We start from the raw sequence: 21,200 nt of genomic DNA on the forward strand, positions 1-21,200 counted from the left end.
TCTCTCATCAGCTCAGCGCTTGGCGACGAAGACGTGCGAGGCGACCTCCGAGACCAGCTCGGCGGCCTCGCCGCCGCTGCCGACCAGGACACCGCCCGCCGACTCGGTCACGCTCACCACGGAGCCGGGCTGCACGCCCGCGCGCCGCAGCGTGTACATCAGCTGCGCGTCCGTCTGGATCGGCTCCCCGATCCGGCGGACGACGACCGTCTTGCCGTCCTGCCCCGGGTCGAGGTCGGCCAGCGAGACCATGCCCTCGTCCAGGAACGGGTCGGCGCCGTCCTTCTCGCCCAGCTCCTCCAGGCCCGGGATCGGGTTGCCGTACGGCGACTCGGTGGGGTGCCGCAGCAGTTCGAGCACGCGGCGCTCGACCGCCTCGCTCATCACGTGCTCCCAGCGACACGCCTCGGCGTGCACCTGCTCCCACTCCAGGCCGATGACGTCGACGAGCAGGCACTCGGCGAGCCGGTGCTTGCGCATCACGCGCGTGGCCAGCCTGCGGCCCTCGTCGGTCAGCTCCAGATGACGGTCGCTGGCCACGGACACGAGCCCGTCCCGCTCCATCCGCGCCACCGTCTGACTCACGGTCGGCCCGCTCTGGTCGAGCCGCTCCGCGATGCGGGCGCGCATGGGGACGACGCCTTCCTCTTCCAGTTCGAGGATGGTGCGGAGATACATCTCCGTGGTGTCGATCAGTCCGGACATACGTGCCCCTCGATTACCTCTGCCGGAAGCTCACCGCTCCCCGGCGCGTGCGCTGGCCCAGACCTCAATTCTGCCGGATACCACCGACAACCGTGCCGCCCCGGCAAAACCGGGGTGCGCCGCGGGCCGAAGAACCAGGATGACACCCCCTGAGTCCGCCGCGCCCACCGCCGGAGGCGTCCCGTATTGACACTGGGATGGTCCAGACCGCACCGTGATCCGCGACACCGAGCGTGAAGGGGCACCGGATGAGTGACGGCACGCCTGCCGAGTTGTTCTTCGAGGCCGCCGCGGAGTTGTTGCGGCGGGTGCGGGAGGAGGAGGGTGGGGCCATCGCCGAGGCGGGGGGTCTGCTGGCGGACACCGTGACGGACGGGGGGCGGCTGTTCGCGTTCGGGGCCGGGCACTCCTCGCTGGCCGCGCAGGACGTGGTCTACCGCGCCGGTGGCCTCGCCCTGATGAACCTGCTCGCCGTGCCCGGAGTCGTCGGCGTGGACGTCATCCCGGCGACCCTCGGCTCCGCCCTGGAGCGGGTCGACGGCCTCGCGAGCGCCGTACTGGACACCTCACCGGCCCGCGCCGGGGACGCCCTGGTGATCATCTCGCTGTCCGGCCGCAACTCCCTGCCCGTCGAGATGGCGCGCGGCGCCCGGGAACGCGGCCTCAAGGTCATCGGCGTCACCTCCGTCGCGTACGCCACCGAGACCGCCTCCCGGCACGCCTCCGGCACCTTCCTCAAGGACCACTGCGACGTCGTGCTCGACTCGAAGATCGCGGTCGGCGACGCCGAGCTGAGCCTGGACTCCGTACCCGCCCCCTTCGCCCCCGCCTCCACGGTCGTCACCTCGGCCCTGATGCAGGCCATGATGGCCACCGCAGCCGCGGAACTGGCCGAGCGCGGCATCGAGCCCCCGCTGCTGCGCTCCGGCAACGTCGACGGCGGCCACGACTGGAACGCGCGGATCATGGAGAAGTACGGCGACCGGATCTTCTACCGGCACTAGGCACTAGCCCGCGGATGCCGGTGACAGCCCGCGGACACCGGCTCCAGCCCCGGCCACCAGCCCCCGCCACAGGCCCCGGCCCTCAGCCCCGCACCGCCGCCGCCAGATCCAGCGCCGCCCCGATCCGCGCCGCCACCTCCTCCGCGTACGCCACGTCGGACCGGTCGAACCGCCCCCGCCCCGGCCCGCGCAGGAAGGTGAGAACGCCCAGCGTGCGGCCCCGGCTGCGCACCACCGCGCACAGCGCGTGCGCGGTGTCGGCGGGCCACAGCCGGGCCCGCGCCCACTCGCGCGGCCGCTCGGCGGGCCCCGACCCGGCGTCCACGCGCACGGTCCCGGTCCGCTCGCCGCACTGCAGCGCGGGATGCCCGGCGCCGTACCGCACCGGCAGCCCGGAGGTGCCGGGCGGGGTGTCGGGGCCGGGCGTACCGGCGGGGGTGGCGGCGAGCCGTACGAGCCGTACGGAACCCTCCTCCGAGCCCGGCGGCACCGGCGCGACCCGGTCGAGCAGGGCGTGGTCGGCGAAGCCCGCGAGGGCGAACTCCAGGTGGACCACGGCCGCCTCCGCCGGGTCCTCGCACTCGGCGGCGGCGCGGGCCGCGCGGTGCAGCTGATTGGAGCGGAACCGCAGCTGGGACGCCTCCCGCTCGCCCTGCCGCGCCTCGGTGACGTCCTGGAAGAGCCAGCCGACCCCGAGCGGTACGGGCTCCTCGGCCAGCGGCGAGGCCAGCCGGACGAAGCCGCTGCGCCAGCAGCGCCGCCGCTCCCCCTCGGCGGTGCGCACCGTCACCCACATCTCCGCGGGCCCGGGCGGCGCCCCCTCGGCCAGCACATGGGTCAGCGCGCTCTCCAGCTCCTCCACACCCTGGGCGAGCAGTTCCCCGAGCGGGCGCCCGAGCGCGGACGTACGGCCGACACCGAGCGCGCGGGCCGCGTGCGCGTTGACGACGGCGGGCCGCAGGTCCGCGTCCACCAGCACGACGCCCCAGGACGCGTCCTCGAACAGCGCCTCGCTGAGCGCGATCGACCGCTCCAGGTCGATCTGGGCGTGCACCTCGCTGAAGGCGCAGTACAGCCCGGCCGGACTGCCGTCGGGCCCGCGCACGGCGGCGGACTGGGTCCGCACCAGCACCCGCCCGCCGTCCTTGGTGACCAGCGCGAACTCGTGCACCTGCCGCCCCGGCGCGCGCATCGCGGACATCAGCCGCCGCTGCACCTCCTCGGCGTCGGCGCTGCGCACCGCCCACCCGGCGAACCCCGGCCGCCCGACCGCCTCGGCCGCGCTCCACCCCAGGATCCGCTCCGCCTCACGGTTCCAGTGGGTCACCACCCCGTCGGCGTCGAAGGCGCACAGGGCCGCGTCCATGCCGTCCAGCAGCGCGGCGAGCAGATCCTCCCCGCCCGGCTCCCCCGGCCCCAGCTCATCGGTGGCCCCACCACGCCGGGAAGCACTCACCCTCGACCCCCTGGAGGCTGCGTCGGGCACACCCCTCGGCACCCGTTCCGCTCACTGGCCTGCGTCGTTCGCTTGTCATTCAACTCGACAGTGACCCGGCACACATCAGGTTCCCGCAAGATTGCGGGAATCATTCCCCGGTTCCCCGGGCAGCGGGCTCAGCCGCAGGTCGGCCCATTCGTCCCGCTCCCCGTCGAGCACGTAGCGCTCGGTCTCGACGAAGCCGTGGTGCCCGGCGAACCGCAGCCCGTCCTCGTTCACCGCGAGCACGCACGTCTCGACCGCTCGCGCACCCGCCCGGCGCGCGTGGTCGAGCGCACGCAGATAGAGGGCCGTGCCGAAACCGCGTCCCCGGAAGGCGGGCAGCACCCGCGCGATGACCGTCGCGACCGCTTCCTCCCCCGTCGGCGGGCGGACCGTGGAACAGCCGACCAGTTCCTCCCCGAGGTACGCGTTCTCCAGCCGGTATCGCTCCGCCCGCTCCCGCGCGTCCTCCGCCGACATGGCCGCCGGAGGGACGATCACGTTGTGGACGTACCGCCACTGTTCCAGCATCGAGGCGCCGTCCACCGGCACCACCCGCAGATCTGTCATGCGCGGCAAGGTAGGAGCCGGGGGCGTGCGCCGTCCAGCGCGTTCCGGCGGCCGGATTCCAGGAGGCGCCGAAATTCGTTTGAAGCGTGTGCGGCGGCTTCCTAGGCTGTGGAGCACACACGAGAGGAGGTGGTTCGGCAGATGTACGGAAACCGGACGCGTGAGGTGGCTGCGGGCTAGCAGCCCGGCACCACGTCTCGTTGAGGTGTCGGACCAGCGCGTGTGTGTTGCGCGCCGCCGGCCAATCCATCGCAGTCGCCCGACCCGTGAACTCGCCGGTACGTCCGGCCGGCTCTCCGCCTTGGTGGAGGACCCGAGTTCGCGGGTCGTCTGCGTTTTCGGGGAGGGGTCAGGGGCTGAGGCGGTCGATCGTCCAGGTGCCGTCGGGGAGGGCGGCGTAGCGGAGGCGGTCGTGGAGGCGGTTCTCGCGGCCCTGCCAGAACTCCATGGTCTCGGGGGCGACGCGGAAGCCGCCCCAGTGGGGCGGGACGGGGACCTCCTCGCCCTCGGGGTAGCGGGCGTGGAGCGCGGCGTACGCCTCGTCGAGTTCGGCGCGGGAGCCGACCACTGTCGACTGCGCGCTGGCCCAGGCGCCGAGCTGGGAGCCGTGCGGGCGGCTGTGGAAGTACGCGGCGGTCTCCTCGCGGCTCGTGCGGCGGGCCACGCCCGAGACGATGACCTGGCGGGCGATCGGGTGCCAGGGGAAGAGCAGCGAGATGTACGGGTTCCCGGCCAGGTCACGGGCCTTGTGGGAGTCGTAGTTGGTGTAGAAGACGAAGCCGTCGGTGTCGTAGCCCTTCATCAGGACCGTGCGCGAGCTGGGGCGCCCGGCGGGGTCCACCGTGGAGACGACCATCGCGTTGGGCTCGTACAGCGTGCCGTGGACCGCCGCGCGGGCCGCGTCCGCGAACCAGCGCGCGAACTGGTCCATCGGGTGGCCCCCGAGATCCGGCTCGTCAAGGCCCCGGGCGCGGTACTGCTTGCGCATGAACGCGGGGTCGGTGGCGGGGTCGGGCATGGTGTCGCGATCGGTCACACCCGTCATCCTGCCGTATGGCCGGATGACCGTACGGGGGCGTACGGGCCGTGGGTCCACCTCCGGGGCGCCACCGTCGTATACCCCTAACGTGGCACTCAGTGCCGCAAGGTCTCCCCAAGCCTGGCACTCAGGGCTATCGTGCTGGTTCCCGCCCCGTGTCCGGGTGACCTCCGGCCGGACGGGGCATCACCGGTGTGACCGCCGCCGACCCAGCATGAGGAGCCGCCTTATGTCCGAGTTCGTACCCGGGCTAGAGGGAGTCGTCGCCTTCGAGACGGAGATCGCCGAGCCGGACAAGGAGGGCGGTGCCCTGCGGTACCGGGGCGTCGACATCGAGGACCTGGTCGGGCACGTGTCCTTCGGGAACGTGTGGGGGCTGCTGGTCGACGGCGCCTTCGACCCCGGTCTGCCGCCCGCCGAGCCGTTCCCGATCCCGGTGCACTCCGGGGACATCCGGGTGGACGTACAGTCCGCGCTCGCCATGCTGGCGCCCGTGTGGGGCCTGAAGCCGCTGCTGGACATCGACGCCGGGCAGGCCCGCGACGACCTGGCCCGTGCCGCCGTCATGGCGCTGTCGTACGTCGCCCAGTCCGCGCGCGGGCAGGGTCTGCCGATGGTGCCGCAGCACGAGATCGACAAGGCGCGGTCGGTGGTCGAGCGGTTCATGATCCGCTGGCGCGGCGAGCCGGACCCGAAGCATGTCGCGGCCGTCGACGCGTACTGGACCTCGGCCGCGGAGCACGGCATGAACGCGTCCACCTTCACGGCGCGGGTCATCGCCTCCACCGGGGCGGATGTCGCCGCCGCGCTCTCCGGGGCCGTCGGCGCCATGTCCGGTCCCCTCCATGGCGGGGCGCCCTCCCGGGTGCTCGGCATGATCGAGGAGATCGAGCGGACCGGGGACGCGGAGGGGTGGGTACGGCAGGCGCTCGACCGCGGGGAGCGGCTGATGGGGTTCGGGCACCGGGTCTACCGGGCCGAGGACCCCCGGGCGCGGGTACTGCGGCGTACGGCGCGGGAGTTGGGGGCGCCTCGGTACGAGATCGCGGAGGCGTTGGAGAAGGCGGCGCTGGAGGAGTTGCACAATCGGCGGCCGGATCGGGTGTTGGCCACGAATGTGGAGTTCTGGGCGGCGATTCTGCTGGACTTCGCGGAGGTGCCGGCGCATATGTTCACGTCGATGTTCACGTGTGCCAGGACTGCTGGGTGGTCGGCGCACATTCTTGAGCAGAAGCGGACGGGGCGCCTGGTGCGGCCTTCAGCGAAGTATGTGGGGCCCAGTTCTCGTCGGCCTGAGGACATTCCTGGGTTTGCGGGGATCGCTCACTGAGTTCGCCCACTGGGATGGGGTGTTGGGGCGCGTGGGCGGCTGCGGACCGGTTGTGGCTGGTCGCGCAGTTCCCCGCGCCCCTAAAAGACAAAAGCAAAACCCCTACCCCTAGGCCGGTGTCAGCAGGCTCGCGTGGTGTCGTTCCGCCACCAGCGGGTGTGCTCGCAGCTTGCCCTTCAGTTCGTTGAAGCCGTACTCCGCGTACAGCGGGTTCGTCGGGTCCGTCGTCACACCCGGGGCCAGGTCCGCGTGGGGGAACGGGAGCGGGGCGATCCTCGCGTCCAGGCGGGGGTTGTAGAAGAACGGGACCGAGAAGCGTTCCGTGGCTCCGGGCGGGCTGACGACGCGGTGGTTGGTGGCGAGGAGGTAGCCGTTGGTGGCGACTTCGAGGAGTTCGCCGAGGTTGACCACGAACGCGCCGTCCAGGGGCGGGACTTCGTGGAAGCGGCCGTCCTCGCGCTGGACCTGGAGGCCGCCGACGGAGTCCTGGAGGAGCAGGGTGAGGAAGCCGTAGTCCTTGTGGGCGCCGACGCCCTGGTCGGTGCCGTCGCCCGCGCTGCCGGGGTAGCGGACGAGCTTGAGGTGCGGGTGGGCGTGGGCGCCGAAGATCGGGTCGTAGAAGTCGGCGGGAGCGCCGATGGCGGTCAGGAGTTCATGCAGCAGGCGCTGGGCGACCGCGCTCAGCTTGTCGATCCAGGCGAGGGCGGCGGTGCGCAGCTCGGGCAGAGCGGCGGGCCACTGGTTGGGGCCCTGGAGCCACCAGTACGGCGCCTCGTCCGGGCCGGGGACGCGGGCGGGGCGCTCGGCGCCGATGTCGAGCTGGTCGCGCCAGTCGCGGGCACCGGCGGTGCGCTCGTCGCCGGTGCGCGTGTAGCCCCTGAAGTGGGGGGAGTTGACGTTGTCCAGGGCGAGCCGGTCGGCCTCGGGCAGCGCGAAGAAGGCGCGCATCGCGGTGAGCAGGGCGTCGGTCTCCTCCTGCGTCACCCCGTGCCCGACGAGCTGGAAGAAGCCCACGTCATGGGCGGCCGAGTGCAGCTGCTCGTGCAGCCGCGCCCGGTCCTCGGGGCCGCGGTCGGCGGCCGACAGGTCGATGATCGGGAGCTGGGCGTACGACGGGTTCGTCGCGTGAGTCGTCATGGCGCGTCCGCGGGTGTACGGGGCACGGGTGGCCGCGGGGGTGTGCGGCCCCCGGGTGCCGGAAAGGAAGAGACGAGAAAAAGGGGGCTGGGTCAGGCAGAACGCCGACAGCCCATGCTCGTGACGCGCACGTAGTCCACGTGGCGGCGGCGAACGAGCATCGGAAGCATGCGGCCAGAATACTGCGGCCCGCCGATTCCGGGTGTGACGGTCATCACCTCCGCAATACCCGCGAACCCGGAGCTTCAGAACGTGCCCCAGGGGTGCGCCGCCAGAGGCCGACCGGACACCGGCGGGCCGTGGTGGCGGAGCGCGGGCAGCGGACCCGCTCGGGGTCGTCCTCGGACGATGCGGACGACCAGCCCGTCGGCGGGTGGCTGGGCCCCGGTCCGAGCGGGCGCGGGTGCGCTCGGCGCGCACGATGCCCTCGCTCGCCAGGCGGTCGGCCACGCGCGCGGCGAGGGCGGGCTCGGGGAGAGGGCGGGTGCGTCCGCTTCGGTGGACGGTTGTCCGTGGGCAGCGGCTCAGGCGGCGGAGCGTTCTCCGGCCGGGCGGCGGCGGAGCTGCTGGTGCTGGAGGGGTGGGGGGACGTACGCCTGGTCGAGGGGGCCCGCGTCGGTGCCGGGCGGGACGATCGCGTCGATGCGGTCGAGGAGGTCGTCGGAAAGGGTGACGTCGAGCCCGGCGAGGAGGTCGTCCAGGTGAGCCATGGTGCGCGGTCCGACGAGGGCGCTGGTGACGCCGGGGTGGGCGATCGCGAAGGCCAGGGCGAGGTGGGTCAGCGGCAGGCTCGCCTCCTCGGCGAGGGCGCTGAAGCGCTCGACGGCGTCGATGCGGCGCTCGTCGTTGAGGTGGCGGAAGAAGCGCGCCCGGGTGAGGCCGTTGGGCTCGCCCCTGCGGACCCGGCCGGAGAGCAGGCCCTGCCCGAGCGGCCCCCACACCAGCGTGCCCATGCCGTGGCGCTGGGCGACGGGCAGTACCTCGCGTTCGATGCCCCGGTCGAGCAGGGAGTACGGCGGCTGCTCGGTGCGGAACGGCTCCAGGCCGCGCCGTTCGGCCACCCACCGCGCCTCCACCAGGTCGGACGCGGGCATGGTGGACGTGCCGATCGCGCGGACCTTTCCGCTGCGGATCAGGTCGGTGAGCGCGGACAGCGTCTCCTCGATGTCCGTGGTGGGGTCGGGCCGCTGGAGCTGGTAGAGGTCGATGTGGTCGGTGCCCAGGCGGCGCAGCGAGTTCTCGACCGCCGTCATGATCCGGCGCCGGGAAGCGCCCCGCTGGTGGGGGCCCTCGCCCATCGGCAGGCCGAACTTGGTCGCGAGGACGACCTGGTCCCGCCGCCCCTTGAGCGCCCGGCCGACGACGTCCTCGGAGTCGCCGTAGACGTCGGCGGTGTCGATCAGGTTGATCCCCGCGTCCAGCGCCTTGTGGAGGATGCGCGCCGAGTCCTGGGGGTCGGGGTTGCCGACGGAGGTGGCGAACATCAGGGTGCCGAGCGCGTAGGGGCTGACCTGGATGCCGGTGCGGCCGAGTGTGCGGTAGCGCATGGGGCCATGCCTTTCTCGCCGTGCGCGACGGGGCGTACGGGCTGCGAAGGAGGATGTGGGCCACGACGGAGGACGCGGGATCACGGGTTCGCGGGGCCGCCCTCAGCCTGCTGCGGCTCGGCCCCGTACGGGAGAGACCCCCTCATCCCGGGACCGGCGCTCCCTGGATACGGGCGGGGCCCGCGGGCAGGGTGGAGGCGTGGACCGAACCGAGCTGGCCGACTTCCTGCGCCGCTGCCGTGCCCGGCTGACCCCCGCCGACGTGGGGCTCCCGGCGGGCGCGCGGCGCCGTACCCCGGGGCTGCGCCGCGAGGAGGTGGCGCAGCTCGCGGGCATGTCCACGGACCACTACACGCGGCTCGAACAGGCCAGGGGCGCCCGCCCGTCCCGCCAGATGCTCGCCGCCGTGGCCCGCGCGCTGCGGCTGAGCCGCGACGAGCGCGACCATCTCTTCCACCTGGCCGGTGAGGAGCCCCCGCGCCACCGCCCGGCCACGGAGCACGTCCGCCCCGGGCTGCTGCTGATCCTGGACCGGCTGACCGACATACCCGCCCAGGTGGTGAGCGACCGTGGTGACGTCCTCGCGCAGAACGCGATGGCCAGGGCGCTGCACGGCGATGCCGCAGCCCTGCCCGAGGAGCAACGCAACGTCGTCTGGCGGTACTTCACCGATCCCGCCGCGCGGGAACTCTTCCCCGCCGAGGACCGTGACCGCGCCGCCCGCGCGGCGGTGGCCGACCTGCGCGCCACCCTGGCCCGCCGCCCGGAGGACGCCCGGCTCGCGGGGCTCGTACGACGGCTGCGCGCCCGCAGCGCGGAGTTCGCGGCGCTGTGGGACACCCACGCCGTCGCCGTGCGCCGCAGCGACGTCAAGCGCTTCCTGCATCCGGTGGTCGGGCTGCTGGAGCTGGACTGCGAGGTGCTGCTGAGCCCGGAGCACGACCAGCGGCTGATCGTCCACACCGCGCGGCCGGGGAGCGCGGCCCGCGAGCGGCTGGAGTTGCTGCGGGTGGTGGGGGTGCAGGAGCTGAGCGGGCGGGGCCGCTGAGAGCGAGGCCGCTGGGAGCCGGGTGTCACCCCAGCGCCTCGTCCAGCAGTACGGCCCACTGCGCCACGACCCGCTCCCGGCGCGCGGTGTCGTCGGTGAGGAGGGTGGCGAGGCCGAGGCCGCGGGCCATGTCGAGCAGGCCCTGGACGGTCTCGCGGACGCCGGGCTTCGACTCGTCGGCGTCGAGGAGTTCGACGGCGATGCGGTGGCACTCGCGGCCGACGCGTCCCTCCAACTCGGTGACCCGCCCCCGCAGTTGTTCCTCGTTCGAGGCGGCCACCCACAGGTGCAGGGCGGCCCGGAAGAGCGGCCCGGTGAAGAGGCCGATCAGGGCGGAGATCACGGCCCGCCGGTCCCCGGGGCCGTCCGGGAACAGTTCGCGCAGCGCCGTCGAGCGTTCCTCGGCCACGTACTCGACGGCGGCGGTGAACAGGTCCTCGCGGGTGGGGAAGTGGTGCTGCGCGGCGCCCCGGGAGACGCCCGCGCGCTCGGCGACGACCGCGACCGTGGAGCCCGCCCAGCCGTACTCGGCGAGGCAGGCCACGGCGGCCTCCAGGAGCCGCTGCCGGGTGGCCCGGCTGCGGTCCTGCTTGGGTACGCGGTCGCGTTCCGCCGTACTCACACCACCCATGCCGCATCCCGTCTTTCCAGGAAGGCCGTCATCCCCTCCCGGGCCTCGGGGGCGGAGAACAGCCGGGCCGAGAGGGCGGTCAGGTCCGCCGCGTCCCGGTCGAATGTCTCCAGCACCCTAGCCGTGAGCAGCCGTTTCGTCGCGGCCAGGGCCTCGGGCGAGGAGCGGCGCAGACCGTCCAGGACGGGCGCGAGGACGTCGTCCACCTCGTCCCCGGACGCGGTCAGCAGGCCGAGGCGTACGGCCTCGGCGGGGCCGAAGCGCTCGCCGGTGAGGTAGTAGCGGGCGACCGCGCGGGGGTCGGCGCGGGGCAGCACCGGCAGGGAGATCACCGCCGGGGCGACCCCGATCCGTACCTCGGTGAAGGCGAAGGTGGCTCCGGCGGAGGCGGCGGCGATGTCGCAGGCGGCGAGCAGCCCGAGCCCGCCCGCGCGCACGTGCCCGGTGACCCGCGCGACCACGGGCTTGGGCAGCTCGACGATCTGCCGCAACAGCCCCACCAGCGCGTCTGGTTGGGGCGGGTCGCGCAGATCGGCGCCCGCGCAGAAGGTGCCGCCGGTGTGGGTGAGGACGACCGCCCGGACGCCGGGGTCCTTGGCGCAGTCGGCGAGGGCGTCGGCGAGCGCGGCGACGAGGGGTGCGGAGAGGGCGTTGCGGGTGTCCGGGGAGTCCAGGCTCAGGGTCTCCACGGCCCGTTCGCGGGTCCGGCCGACAAGTGTCATGGGCGCTCCCGCAGTTCGCGGCGCAGGATCTTCCCGGAGGCGGCGCGCGGCACGGAGTCGGTGAAGGTCACCCGCCGGACCCGTTTGTACGGCGCGACGTGCTCGGCGACGTACAACATGACCTCGTTCCCGGTCAGTTCGGGCGCGGTCGGGCGGCGGACGACGAAGGCGTGCGGGATCTCGTTGCCCTCGTCGTTCAGGGCGCCGACGACGGCCGCGTCCGCGATGCCGGGGTGGGTGAGGAGCAGCGCCTCCAGCTCGGCGGGGGCCACCTGGAAGCCCTTGTACTTGATGAGTTCCTTCACCCGGTCCACCACGAACAGCCAGCCGTCCGCGTCGACTTGGCCCACGTCCCCGGTGTGCAGCCAGCCGTCGCGGTCGATCGTCCCGGCGGTGGCGTCGGGCCGGTTGAGGTAGCCCTTCATCACCTGCGGGCCCCGGATCAGGATCTCGCCCGCCTCCCCGGCGCCGAGGTCCTTGCCGGGGTCGTCCAGGGAGACGATCCGCATCTCGGTGCCCGCGATCAGCTTGCCCGCGGTGCCGGGCGGTGCCTCGTGCAGCAGGTCGAGCGGGACGACATGGGTGCCGGGCGACAGCTCGGTCATGCCGTACGCCTGCCCGAGCGGCGGAAGGCCGAGCCGTTCGGCGCAGGCCGCGGCGAGGGAGGCGTCCAGCGGGGCGGCGGCGCTGATCACGTACTTCAGCGAGGAGAGGTCGTAGCGCGCGACCGAGGGGTGCTTGGCGAGGGCGAGGACGATCGGCGGCGCGACGTAGAGGCCGGTGATGCGGTGGGTCTCGATGGCCGCAAGGAAGGTGTCCAGCTCGAAGCGGGGCAGCACGACGACGGTGGCGCCCTTGCGCAGGGGCGCGTTCATCAGGGCGGTGAGGCCGTAGATGTGGAAGAGCGGCAGGACGGCGAGGATGCGGTCGCCGGGCTCCGCGCTGATGGCGGGCTCCAGTTGGGCGAGGTTGGTGACGATCTGCCGGTGGGTGAGCATCACCCCCTTGGGCACGCCGGTGGTCCCCGAGGAGTACGGCAGGACGGCGATGTCCTCGGCCGGGTCGAGCGCGATCTCCGGCTCGGGCCCGTCGCTCGCCAGCATGTCGATCAGGGAGCGGTGCCCGGGCGCGCTGTCGCACACGATGATCTCCCGTATGCCGCCCGCGAGTTCGGCGGATCTGCGGGCGGCCGGGAGCAGCGGGGAGACGGTGACGATCCAGCGGGCCCCGCTGTCCGCCAGCTGGCGGGCGAACTCCTCGGGTGTGGCGAGCGGGTGGGCGGTGGTGACGGTGGCGCCCGCCCGGGTGGCGGCGTAGAACGCCAGTGGGAACGCGAGGGTGTTGGGGCTGTGCAGGGCCAGCACATCGCCCTTACGCACCCCCGCTTCCGCGAATGCCGCCGCCAACCTGCGGTGGAACCGGTCCAGTTGCTCGTAGGTCAGGGTCGTGCCGTCGGTGCCGTCGATGAGCGCGGGCCGGTCCCCGAAGGCGGCGGCACCGCCCAGCACGGCGTCGTGGACGGAGAGTTCTACGGGCGGTACGTCGTCGTACGCGCTGTGGAACACGGTTCCTCCAACGGGCCTGTGTCTAGTAGGACTTGGGGAGACCCAAGGTCTGGTGGGAGATGTAGTTGAGGATCATCTCCCGGCTCACCGGGGCGATGCGGGCCACCCGGGCGCCGGTGATCAGCGAGGCGAGGCCGAACTCGCGGGTGAGGCCGTTGCCGCCGAGGGTGTGCACGGCCTGGTCGACCGCCTTCACACAGGCTTCCCCGGCCGCGTACTTGGCCATGTTGGCGGCCTCGCCCGCGCCGATGTCGTCCCCGGCGTCGTAGAGCAGTGCGGCCTTGCGCATCATCAACTTCGCTAGTTCCAGGTCGACATGGGCCTGGGCGAGGGGGTGCGCGATGGCCTGGTGGGCGCCGATGGGGACGTTCCACACGGTGCGCTCACGGGCGTACTCCACGGCCCGGGCGAGGGCGTAGCGCCCCATGCCGATCGCGAACGCGGCCGTCATGATCCGCTCGGGGTTCAGCCCGGCGAAGAGCTGGAGCAGCCCGGCGTCCTCGTCACCGACGAGCGCGTCGGCGGGGAGCCGTACGTCGTCCAGCACCAGCTCGAACTGCTTCTCCGCCGCGTTGACCTCCATGTCGATCTTGTTGCGCGTGAAGCCCTCCGCGTCGCGCGGCACGATGAAGAGGCAGGGCTTGAGCCTGCCCGTGCGGGCGTCCTCCGTGCGGCCGACGATCAGTGTGGCGTCCGCCTGGTCGACGCCGGAGACGAAGACCTTGCGGCCGGTGAGCAGCCAGTCGTTGCCGTCGCGGCGGGCGGTGGTGGTGATGCGGTGGGAGTTGGAACCGGCGTCGGGCTCGGTGATGCCGAAGGCCATCGTGCGGGTGCCGTCGGCTATTGCGGGGAGCCAGGTGCGCTTCTGCTCTTCCGTGCCGAAGCGGGCGATCACTGTTCCGCAGATCGCCGGGGAGACGACGAGCATGAGGAGGGGGGCGCCTGCGGCACCCAACTCCTCCAGGACGATGGAGAGTTCGGTTATGCCGCCGCCTCCGCCGCCGTGTTCCTCCGGGAGGTTGACGCCGAGGTAGCCCAGCTTGCCTGCTTCTGACCAGAGTTCTGTGGGGTGGCGTCCCTCGGTTATGGCGCGCGTGATGTAGTCGCGGCCGTAGCGCTTGCCCAGGGCGGAGACGGCCTTGCGGAGTGACCGGTGTTCTTCGGATTCGATCAGGGGGGTCATTCTTTTCCTCCGGGTGCGGCTTGTCTGTGGCTGGTCGCGCAGTTCCCCGCGCCCCTGGCTTAGTTGGTCTCGACCACCGCCAAGAGGGCGCCCATCTCCACTTGCCGGCCCACCGCCACCGGCAGGGTCGTCAGGGTGCCGTCCGTCGGGGCCGTGATCAGGTGTTGCATCTTCATCGCCTCCAGCCAGATCAGGGGCTGGCCCGCCTGGACCTCGGTGCCTTCGGTCAGGCCCTCCGCTGTGCGGACGACCGTGCCGGGCATCGGGGCGAGGAGGGAGCCGGGGGCGTGGGCGGGGCGGGGGTCGGGGAAGCGGGGCAGGGCGGTGAGGGGGGTGGTGTTGACGTAGACCTGGTCGCCGTAGCGGGCCACCTCGAACTTCCGCTCCACGCCGTCGACTTCGAGGACGACGAGGGTGGGTTCGGCGCGGACCACGCGGACGCCGTCCGCTGTCAGGCCGGTCCGGGTGGGGCGGTAGGACGCCTCGGTCTCCTCGCCCGCCATCTCGTACCGCTTCACCTGGGGGGCCGACGGCAGGTTGCGCCAGCCGCCGAAGCGGGAGCCGGAGCGGGGACTGGTGCTGGTGCGGTCGGCGGCGTCCGCGAGGGCGGCGGCCAGGGGGGCGTACGGGTCGGGGGCGGGCTCGGTGAGAGCGGTGAGGTGGCGGTCGTAGAAGCCGGTGTCCATGCGGGCGGTGGTGAACTCCGGGTGCCGCAGGGAGCGGACGAGCAGGTCGCGGTTGGTGACGGGGCCGTGGACCGCGGCCCGTTCCAGGGCGCCCGCGAGGGTGCGGACGGCCTCCGTGCGGGTCGGCGCGTGGGCGACGGCCTTGGCGAGCATCGGGTCGTAGTGCACGCCGACCGTGTCGCCGTCGCCGTACCCGGCGTCCAGGCGTACGCCCGGTACGGCGAGCCGGTGCAGGGTGCCGGTCTGCGGGGCGAAGCCGCGTGCCGGGTCCTCGGCGTAAAGGCGGGCCTCGACGGCGTGGCCGCGCGGGGTCGGCGGGTCGAGCGGCAGGGCGTGGCCCTCGGCGATCCTGATCTGCTCGGCCACCAGGTCGAGCCCGAACACCGCCTCGGTGACGGGGTGTTCGACCTGGAGCCGGGTGTTCATCTCCAGGAAGTGCGCGCGGCCGTCGGCCACCAGGAACTCGACGGTGCCCGCGCCCTCGTAGGACACGGCCCGCGCGGCCCGTACCGCCATCGCGTACAGCTTCTCGGTGAGCGCGGGCGGCAGGCCCGGTGCCGGGGCCTCCTCGATCACCTTCTGGTGGCGGCGCTGGAGGGAGCAGTCGCGGGTGCCGAGGGTCCAGACGGTGCCGTGGGTGTCGGCGAGGATCTGCACCTCGATGTGGCGCCCGCGCTCGAGGTACGGCTCGACGAACACCTCCCCGTCGCCGAAGGCGCTCGCGGCCTCGGCGCGGGCGGCTTCCAGCGCGCCGGGAAGGTCTTCGAGGCCGCGGACGACGCGCATCCCGCGTCCGCCGCCGCCCGCCGCGGCCTTGACCAGCACGGGGAGGTCGGAGGCGGTGAGCTGGTCCGCGTCGAGCGGGGCGACGCCCATCAGCTCCTTGGCGCGGGTCTTGGACGCCATCGCCTCGATCGCCTCGGGCGGCGGCCCGATCCAGACCAGTCCGGCGTCCAGGACGGCGCGGGCGAAGTCGGCGTTCTCGGAGAGGAAGCCGTAGCCGGGGTGCACGGCGTCCGCGCCCGCCGCGAGGGCGGCCTTCACGATGAGGTCGCCGCGCAGATACGTCTCGGCGGGGGCCGCGCCCGGGAGCCGTACCGCTGTGTCGGCCACACATGTGTGCAGCGCACCCTCATCCGCGTCGGAGTGTAGGGCGACGGTGCGGATGCCCAGGTCGGCGCAGGTGCGGAAGATCCGGCAGGCGATCTCGCCCCGGTTGGCCACGAGCAGGGTGGAAATCATGGGCCTCACATCCGGAAGACGCCGAAGCCGCCACGGGCGCCCTGGTAGGGGGCCGTGTGTAGGGCGGACAGACATATGCCGAGGACGGTTCGGGTGTCGCGGGGGTCGATGACGCCGTCGTCGTAGAGGCGTCCGGACAGGAACAGGGGCAGCGACTCGGACTCGATCTGCTGCTCCACCATGGCGCGCAGCGCGGCGTCCGCCTCCTCGTCGTACGGCTGTCCCTTGGCCGCCGCCGACTGCCGGGCCACGATCGACAGCACCCCGGCGAGCTGCTGGGGGCCCATGACGGCGGACTTGGCACCGGGCCAGGCGAACAGGAAGCGGGGGTCGTAGGCGCGACCGCACATGCCGTAGTGCCCGGCGCCGTAGGACGCGCCCATGAGGACGGAGAGGTGGGGGACCTTCGAGTTGGACACCGCGTTGATCATCATGGCGCCGTGCTTGATGATCCCGCCCTGTTCGTACTCCTTGCCGACCATGTAGCCGGTGGTGTTGTGCAGGAACAGCAGCGGGATGTCGCGCTGGTTGGCGAGCTGGATGAACTGGGCGGCCTTCTGCGACTCCTCGCTGAACAGCACCCCGCGCGCGTTGGCCAGGATGCCGACCGGGTAGCCGTGCAGCTCGGCCCAGCCGGTGACCAGGCTCGTGCCGTACAGCGGCTTGAACTCGTCGAAGTCGGACGCGTCGGTGATGCGGGCGATCACCTCGCGCGGGTCGAAGGGGGTGCGCAGATCGCCGGGGACGATCCCGAGCAGTTCCTCCGGGTCGTACTTCGGCGGCTCGGCGGGGCCCGGATCGGCGTGCGCCTTGCGGTGGTTGAGCCGCGCGACCACCCGGCGGGCCTGGCGGATCGCGTCCCGCTCGTCCACCGCAAAGTGGTCGGCGAGGCCGGAGGTGCGGGCGTGCATCTCGGCGCCGCCCAGCGACTCGTCGTCGCTCTCCTCACCGGTCGCCATCTTCACCAGCGGCGGCCCGCCGAGGAACACCTTCGCGCGCTCCTTGACCATGATCACGTGGTCGGACATGCCGGGGATGTACGCGCCGCCCGCCGTGGAGTTGCCGAACACCACCGCGACGGTCGGGATGCCCTCGGCCGACAGCCGGGTGAGGTCCCGGAAGATCGCCCCGCCGGGGATGAAGATCTCCTTCTGCGAGGGCAGATCGGCTCCGCCGGACTCGACCAGGCTGATGCAGGGCAGCCGGTTGACCCGGGCGATCTCGTTGGCCCGCAGCGCCTTCTTCAGGCTCCACGGGTTGCTGGCGCCGCCGCGCACGGTCGGGTCGTTGGCGGTGATCAGGCACTCCACGCCCGCCACCACACCGATTCCGGTGACCAGCGACGCCCCCACCGTGTACTCACTGCCCCACCCGGCAAGGGGCGACAGCTCCAGGAACGGCGTATCGGGATCGAGCAGCAACTCGATCCGCTCCCGCGCGAGCAACTTCCCGCGCTTACGGTGCCGGGCCACATATTTCTCCCCACCACCCGCGAGCGCCTTCCCCTGTTCGGTCTCCAGCTCGGCCAGCTTGCCGAGCATGACCTCACGGTTGGCCTGGAAGTCGGGGGCGGTGGGGTCGAGGGAGGTGGGGAGGACGGTCATGGGCGGGCCTCCGGGGGACGGGGGGTGGTGGGGTGTGCGGGACCGGTGCTCGCCCCGGCCCTCACAGCAGCTCCTCCGGGAGGTCCACGTGGCGGGCGCGGAGCCATTCGCCGAGGGCCTTGGCCTGGGGGTCGTAGCGGTGGCGGGCGGCGACTCCGGCGCCGAGGATGCCGGTGACGACGAAGTTGAGGGCGCGCAGGTGGGGCAGGACGTGCCGGGTGACGGGCAGGTCGCGGGCCTCGGGGATCAGCTCCCGGAACCGGTCGACGGTCAGCTCGTGCGCGAGCCAGCGCCAGGCGTCCTCGGAACGGGCCCACACCCCGACATTGGCGTCCCCGCCCTTGTCCCCGCTGCGGGCCCCGGCGAGCAGGCCGAGGGGGGCGCGGCGGGTAGGGGCGCCTGGTGGGAGGGGGTCGGGGAGGGACGGGTCCGGTACGTCGTCGAGGGGACGCGTGTCCTGGGGCGGCGCCACATGGATGCGGCGACCATCGTGGAGGACGGCCGTGTGGTCGACGGCACCATGGGGCACGTACACCCCCTCGAAGACCCCATAGGGATCGCCCTTTCCAGGTGGCGCCAGCACATGGAAGCCGGGGTAACTGGCGAGGGCCAGCTCGATCGCGGCCCCGCTCAGCGCCCGCCCGACGACCTGCTGGTCACGGTCCCGTACGATGAGCCGAAGGACGGCCCCGGCCGTCTCCTCGGTGTCGGCGTCGGGCCGGTCGGTGCGCACCAGTTCCCAACGGGACTCCGCCGGAGGGGACTTGGCCAGCGCGGCACTCATCTGCTCGCGCACCAGCGCCGCCTTGGCCTCGATGTCGAGCCCGGTCAGGACGAAGGCGACCTCGTTGCGGAACCCGCCGAGCCGGTTGAGCCCGACCTTGAGCGTGGGCGGGGGCGCCTCGCCCCGCACCCCCTCGATCCGCACCCGGTCCGGCCCCTCCCGGCGGAGCCGTACCGTGTCCAGCCGGGCGGTGACATCCGGCCCCGCGTACCGCGCGCCCCCCGTCTCGTACAGCAGCTGCGCGGTGACCGTCCCGGTGTCCACGAAGCCACCGGTGCCGGGGTGTTTGGTGATGACGCTGCTGCCGTCGGCGTGAATCTCGGCGAGCGGGAAGCCGGGACGGCGTACGTCACCGTCCCCGAAGAACGCGTAGTTGCCGCCGGTGGCCTGCGTCCCGCACTCCAGCACATGTCCGGCGACCACGGCCCCCGCGAGCCGGTCGTACTCCCCCGGGCCCCAGCCGAAGTGCGCGGCGGCGGCCCCGGTGACGAGGGCGGCGTCCGTCACCCGGCCGGTGATCACGATGTCGGCCCCCGCGCGCAGACACTCCGCGATACCGAAGCCGCCGAGGTAGGCATGTGCGGCGAGCACACCAGGGTGAGCGGCGGTGAGGTCGTCCCCCTCCACATGTGCGACACGCACAGGTATCCCGCGCCGGTCCGCCAACCCCCGCACCACATCCGCGAGCCCCGCCGGATTGAGGCCGCCCGCGTTGGTGACGATCCGCACCCCGCGCTCGTGCGCGAGGGCGAGGCAGTCTTCCAACTGGCGCGGAAACGTGCGGGCGTACCCGGCCGACGGGTCCTTCAGCCGGTCGCGGGCGAGGATCAGCATGGTGAGTTCGGCGAGGTAGTCACCGGTGAGGACGTCCACCTCGCCCCCGGTGAGCATCTCGCGCAGGGCGTCGGCGCGATCGCCGTAGAAGCCGGAGAAGTTGCCGATGCGGAGGGGCGGGACGGGTGCCGCGGCGGCGGGTGTCACGTGGGCCGACGCCATCTCGCCGGGCGCCCTTTCGGCCGGCGTCATCGGCCCGCCTCCCCCGGCGCGCGCCCCTGCCCCGGTGGCCCCGCGAAGGCTTGGGCGATGTCCAGCCACCGGTCGGCGTCCGCGCCCACGGCCACCAACGCCAGGTCGGCACGGTGGGCGCGCTGGGTGACCAGCAGGCAGAAGTCGAGCGCGGGACCGGTGACGCGCTGCGGGGCGTCGGGCGGGCCGTAGGACCACACGTCACCGGCGGGGCTGACGAGTTCCACCCGGAACTCCTCTTCCGGCGGCGTCAGTCCGTGCACCCCGTGGGCGAAGTCCCGCGTCCGCACACCGAGCCGCACCACATGCCGGAGCCGGTCCGTAGGGGTCCGCACCACACCCAGGGCGGCGGCAACGTCCAGCCCATGGGCCCAGGTCTCCATGAGCCGGGCCGTTGCCATGGAGGCGGCGGCCATGTGGGGCCCGTACCAGGGGAACCGCGCCCCGTCCGGCGCGTCCCGCAGCGCCCGCTCCAGCGCGGCCCGGTCCGCGCGCCACCCCGCCAGCAGCTCGGCGGGCGCGAGCCGCGCCCCCTCCTCCGCGCCCTCGTCCACGAAGGACCCGGGCGATGCGAACGCCTTCTCCACCAGCACCCGGAACCCGTCGGGATCGGTGACCGCGGTCAGCGCGGACCGGTCGGTCCAGGCGAGATGGGCGATCTGATGGGCCACGGTCCAGCCGGGCGCGGGGGTCGGCAACGCCCACTGCTCCGCACTCAACTCCCCGACCAACAGATCGAGTTCATCACTCTCGGCACGCAAGTCGTCCATGACGGGCGTCGGATCGGCCATGGAGGGGAGCATGGCAGCGACCCCAGAAACAATCAAGCGTGCTTGCATGAAAAAAATTCGGCACCGGAGCACCCCGGCCGCCCGGTACCTTCGCCCGATGCGCGAACCGACGACGCCCTTCGACCTCCCGGAACTGCTGCGCGAAGCGCTGGGCCCCCGCGCCGAGGCCGTCGGCGTCGAGCGGCTGCGCGGCGGCAGCAAGAAGGGTGTGTACCGGGTACACCTCGACGGCACCGGACCCGCCACCGTGATCGTGTACCGCTGGGCACCGGACGAGGACTTCTGGCCGGAACCCGCCGGTGAGCCGCGGCCGGACCCCCTCACCCCCGCCACCGGCCTCGCCCCCTACCTGGCCGCACACCACACCCTCCGGCAGGCGGGGGTCCGCACCCCGGACCTGCTCCACGCGACCGACCCCGGCGCGATCGCCCCAGGCACACCCACCCCCGCCCCCGGCACCGCCGACCTCGCCGTCGTCGCGGACCTCCCCGGCGGCACCCTGGAGTCACTGCTCACCGCCGACCCCACCCGCGCCGCCACACCCCTGGCCGAACTCGCCCGCGCCCTGGACCACATGCGACACGCCCAGGCTCCGCACTACGGCAGTGTGGCCCGCCCACACCCCGCCGACCCGGCCCCCGCCGAACAACTCGTCCTCGATCGCGCCCTACGCGACCTCGCCGAAGCCGCCCGCCGCGACCCCACGATCCACCCGGCACACGACCGCCTGGCGGCCCGCCTGCACGACCTGCGCGCCCACGTGCGCCCCCGCATCACCTACGGTCTCGTCCACGGCGAACTCGGCCCCGACCACGTCCTCCTGGACACCGACGGGCATCCCGTCCTCATCGACATCGAGGGGCTGCTCCACTTCGATGTGGAGTGGGAGCACACCTTCCTGCGCCTCCGCTTCGGCGCCCATTACGACCACCTCGCCCGCCGGGATCTCGACCCCGACCGGCTCGCGCTCTACGCCCTCGCCCAGCACCTCTCCCTGGTCGCGGGCCCGCTCCGGCTGCTCGACGGCGACTTCCCCGACCGCGAGGCCATGCTCGGCATCGCGGCCCACAACGCCCGGGCGGCCCTGGCCACGCTGAAGTGACGGC

At 73.0% G+C, this 21,200-nt stretch carries 18 protein-coding genes; 4 read left to right on the forward strand and 14 right to left on the reverse strand.

From position 1 onward, the window contains the following. Positions 1-12: 12 nt before the first annotated feature. On the reverse strand, positions 13-705 hold the full coding sequence (locus B079_RS0123460) for a metal-dependent transcriptional regulator (protein ID WP_018548288.1): 693 nt from the start codon (positions 703-705) through the stop codon (positions 13-15). 248 nt (positions 706-953) lie between these two features. Between B079_RS0123460 and B079_RS0123465 the strand changes: the two genes are divergently transcribed. Further along, positions 954-1,709: an SIS domain-containing protein gene (locus B079_RS0123465; RefSeq protein ID WP_018548289.1), complete on the forward strand. Its 756-nt coding sequence runs from the start codon at positions 954-956 to the stop codon at positions 1,707-1,709. Between the two features lie 82 nt (positions 1,710-1,791). Here the strand turns inward: B079_RS0123465 and B079_RS0123470 are convergent, their stop codons facing one another. The 3 genes from B079_RS0123470 to pdxH all read right to left on the reverse strand — a co-directional run bounded on the left by B079_RS0123470 (position 1,792) and on the right by pdxH (position 4,795). Next, positions 1,792-3,165, reverse strand: a complete 1,374-nt coding sequence (locus B079_RS0123470) for a PAS domain-containing protein (protein ID WP_026249003.1) — start codon at positions 3,163-3,165, stop codon at positions 1,792-1,794. 105 nt (positions 3,166-3,270) lie between these two features. Beyond that, on the reverse strand, positions 3,271-3,759 hold the full coding sequence (locus tag B079_RS0123475; protein WP_037801823.1) for a GNAT family N-acetyltransferase: 489 nt from the start codon (positions 3,757-3,759) through the stop codon (positions 3,271-3,273). 349 nt (positions 3,760-4,108) lie between these two features. Continuing rightward, complete coding sequence (gene pdxH / locus B079_RS0123480; protein WP_018548292.1) at positions 4,109-4,795, reverse strand: pyridoxamine 5'-phosphate oxidase; 687 nt, start codon at positions 4,793-4,795, stop codon at positions 4,109-4,111. A gap of 232 nt (positions 4,796-5,027) precedes the next feature. On the opposite strand from pdxH, the gene B079_RS0123485 reads away from it, so the two are divergent. After that, positions 5,028-6,128, forward strand: coding sequence for a citrate synthase 2 (locus tag B079_RS0123485; RefSeq protein ID WP_018548293.1), 1,101 nt, complete (start codon positions 5,028-5,030; stop codon positions 6,126-6,128). Positions 6,129-6,236: 108 nt separating this feature from the next. Here B079_RS0123485 and B079_RS0123490 read toward each other — a convergent pair whose 3' ends face one another. Next, entirely contained in the window at positions 6,237-7,265 is a 1,029-nt protein-coding gene (locus tag B079_RS0123490) for an isopenicillin N synthase family dioxygenase (protein WP_018548294.1), read from the reverse strand. 524 nt (positions 7,266-7,789) lie between these two features. Further along, on the reverse strand, positions 7,790-8,812 hold the full coding sequence (locus B079_RS0123495) for an aldo/keto reductase (protein WP_018548295.1): 1,023 nt from the start codon (positions 8,810-8,812) through the stop codon (positions 7,790-7,792). A 199-nt stretch (positions 8,813-9,011) separates the two neighbouring features. Between B079_RS0123495 and B079_RS0123500 the strand changes: the two genes are divergently transcribed. Continuing rightward, positions 9,012-9,860: a helix-turn-helix transcriptional regulator gene (locus tag B079_RS0123500; RefSeq protein WP_018548296.1), complete on the forward strand. Its 849-nt coding sequence runs from the start codon at positions 9,012-9,014 to the stop codon at positions 9,858-9,860. A 25-nt stretch (positions 9,861-9,885) separates the two neighbouring features. Here B079_RS0123500 and B079_RS0123505 read toward each other — a convergent pair whose 3' ends face one another. The 8 genes from B079_RS0123505 to B079_RS0123540 form a co-directional block, all read right to left on the reverse strand. Then, a complete protein-coding gene (locus tag B079_RS0123505; protein ID WP_026249004.1) occupies positions 9,886-10,491 on the reverse strand; it encodes a TetR/AcrR family transcriptional regulator in 606 nt (201 codons plus the stop codon). Beyond that, the gene (locus tag B079_RS0123510) at positions 10,479-11,213 is read right to left on the reverse strand and encodes an enoyl-CoA hydratase family protein (protein ID WP_018548298.1); all 735 of its coding nucleotides are present in this window, start codon (positions 11,211-11,213) and stop codon (positions 10,479-10,481) included. The genes B079_RS0123505 and B079_RS0123510 overlap by 13 nt, the downstream gene beginning before the upstream one ends. Next, positions 11,210-12,778 carry a 4-coumarate--CoA ligase family protein gene (locus tag B079_RS0123515; protein WP_018548299.1) on the reverse strand — a complete coding sequence of 523 codons (1,569 nt, stop codon included), beginning with the start codon at positions 12,776-12,778 and terminating at the stop codon, positions 11,210-11,212. The genes B079_RS0123510 and B079_RS0123515 overlap by 4 nt, the downstream gene beginning before the upstream one ends. Before the next feature lie 22 nt (positions 12,779-12,800). Next, positions 12,801-13,961: an acyl-CoA dehydrogenase family protein gene (locus B079_RS0123520; RefSeq protein WP_018548300.1), complete on the reverse strand. Its 1,161-nt coding sequence runs from the start codon at positions 13,959-13,961 to the stop codon at positions 12,801-12,803. A 59-nt stretch (positions 13,962-14,020) separates the two neighbouring features. Continuing rightward, a complete protein-coding gene (locus B079_RS0123525) occupies positions 14,021-15,889 on the reverse strand; it encodes an acetyl/propionyl/methylcrotonyl-CoA carboxylase subunit alpha (RefSeq protein ID WP_018548301.1) in 1,869 nt (622 codons plus the stop codon). Positions 15,890-15,894: 5 nt separating this feature from the next. Next, positions 15,895-17,493, reverse strand: coding sequence for an acyl-CoA carboxylase subunit beta (locus B079_RS0123530; protein ID WP_018548302.1), 1,599 nt, complete (start codon positions 17,491-17,493; stop codon positions 15,895-15,897). Positions 17,494-17,554: 61 nt separating this feature from the next. Continuing rightward, positions 17,555-19,273: an acyclic terpene utilization AtuA family protein gene (locus B079_RS0123535; RefSeq protein ID WP_051095279.1), complete on the reverse strand. Its 1,719-nt coding sequence runs from the start codon at positions 19,271-19,273 to the stop codon at positions 17,555-17,557. A gap of 26 nt (positions 19,274-19,299) precedes the next feature. After that, entirely contained in the window at positions 19,300-20,094 is a 795-nt protein-coding gene (locus B079_RS0123540; RefSeq protein ID WP_026249006.1) for a TIGR03084 family metal-binding protein, read from the reverse strand. 97 nt (positions 20,095-20,191) lie between these two features. On the opposite strand from B079_RS0123540, the gene B079_RS0123545 reads away from it, so the two are divergent. Then, entirely contained in the window at positions 20,192-21,196 is a 1,005-nt protein-coding gene (locus B079_RS0123545; RefSeq protein ID WP_018548305.1) for a hypothetical protein, read from the forward strand. The last annotated feature ends 4 nt before the right edge of the window (positions 21,197-21,200 follow it).

The sequence above is a fragment of the Streptomyces sp. LaPpAH-108 genome (assembly GCF_000373625.1).
Classification (GTDB): Bacteria; Actinomycetota; Actinomycetes; order Streptomycetales; family Streptomycetaceae; genus Streptomyces.